This window comes from Actinomadura roseirufa (genome assembly GCF_900659635.1).
In the GTDB taxonomy this organism is placed as follows: Bacteria; Actinomycetota; Actinomycetes; order Streptosporangiales; family Streptosporangiaceae; genus Spirillospora; species Spirillospora roseirufa.
In genome coordinates this window covers 1-1,532 of record NZ_CAACVB010000552.1, presented here as the reverse complement: position 1 = coordinate 1,532, position 1,532 = coordinate 1, and the positions used below count along the sequence as shown (strand labels likewise).

Annotated in this window: 1 protein-coding gene and 1 pseudogene; one reads left to right on the top strand and one right to left on the bottom strand. The window is 72.7% G+C overall.

The features are described 5' to 3' along the window. The first annotated feature begins 229 nt into the window (after nucleotides 1–229). A complete protein-coding gene (locus E1291_RS41325; protein WP_131743460.1) occupies nucleotides 230–1,414 on the top strand; it encodes a chaplin family protein in 1,185 nt (394 codons plus the stop codon). A gap of 20 nt (nucleotides 1,415–1,434) precedes the next feature. Here the strand turns inward: E1291_RS41325 and E1291_RS44870 are convergent. Further along, a pseudogene (locus tag E1291_RS44870) lies at nucleotides 1,435–1,532 on the bottom strand (pyruvate kinase alpha/beta domain-containing protein); the annotation flags it as partial.

Sequence of the window (1,532 nt, the reverse complement as noted above, 5' to 3'; positions counted from 1 at the left end):
GGCACGCGACCGGCCGCGACCGGCCGCGACCGGCACGGCACCGCCGGCACGGCACGCGACCCGCGCCACCGGACGGCCGGCGCCCGCAGGCGAGCCCACCCAAGCCCATTCCACAAGCAGCGACGGTCAGCACCGTGCCGCTGCGGCGCTGCGCGCACAGGTTCCGCGCAGCGATTCCCAACCACCGATTCACCGAATCGCAGAGAAAGAAGAACAGGAGCAACACGACATGCGCATCTGGTCCAAGAACACCGCGCGCGCCGCCCTGGTGGCCGCGGGCTGCATGGCCCTCGGGGCCGGTTTCCTGCCGGCCGCCTCGGCCTCCGCGCACGGCGGCGGCATGAAGAGCAACGGCATGTTCAGCGTCCTCGGCGGCAACCAGGTGGCCGCGCCGATCTCCGTGCCCGTCGACGTCAGCGGCAACTCCATCGCCGCGATCGGCGCCGCCCAGGCCGCGTCCAAGGGCGGCTCCAAGGTCGTCAACCGGGGCGTCGGCGGCGGGGGCATGGAGACCTCCGGGATGTTCTCGATCCTCGGCGGCAACCAGCTCTTCGCGCCGATCAGCGTTCCGGTGGACGTCTGCGGCAACGCGATCGCCATCGTCGGCCTCAGCAAGGCGCAGTGCAAGGGCGGCGCCAGCGTCGTCAACGGCGGCGGGCACCACCACAAGGGCAAGCACCACCACAAGGGCGGCACCTACGGCCGCTCCTCCGCCCGCGACGCCGGGTTCGGCGGCGGCTTCCCCGACATGGGCCGGAGCTGGAACGACGTCGGCCGCGGCTGGAAGGACGACGCCTTCATGAAGACCTCCGGGATGTTCTCCATCCTCGGCGGCAACCAGATCTACGCGCCGATCTCCGCGCCGATCAACGTCTGCGGCAACGCCGTCGCCGTCGTCGGCCTCGCCAAGGCCTGGTGCCAGGGCGGCGCGAAGGTCGTCAACAAGGGCGGCCGGGGCGGCCCGAAGATGAAGACCTCCGGCATGTTCAGCATCGGCGGCGGCAACCAGGTGTTCCTGCCGGTCTCCGTGCCGATCAACGTCTGTGGCAACTCCGTCGCGGTGGTGGGCCTCGCCCAGGCGTTCTGCAAGGGCGGGGCGAGCGTCGTCAACGGCGGCCACGACCCCAAGGAGCCGGTGAAGCACGCGCCGAAGTGGCCGCACAAGAAGCCCCACAAGAAGCACAAGCCGCGCAAGCACCGCCCGGCGTCCGGCCACCACAAGCTGCCCTCGACGAGCCGCAGCACCACCCCGCGGCCCGCGGTCCGGCCGGGGCTGCCCGTCGTCGGTGACCTGATGCGGGCCGCGCCGTCCAAGGCCGGACCGCAGGCGGCGCTGCAGCGGGGCATCGCGCAGGGCCTCGCGCAGGGGCTCCGCGGCCTGCCGATCGGCGTGAACGCGCCGGTCGCGCGCTGAGCCGGCCGCGATGACCACGCACGGACGGCGGGCACCGAGGTGAAGGCCAGCAGCGGGATCGGGGACCGGTAGCGCGACAGCCGGCGGGCCGTCTCACCGGACATGGTGAAGGCGACCA

What these genes read in the sequence shown, in the direction of transcription:
- E1291_RS41325 (WP_131743460.1), top strand. Translation starts at nt 230, where the DNA reads ATGCGCATCTGGTCCAAGAACACCGCGCGCGCCGCCCTGGTGGCCGCG.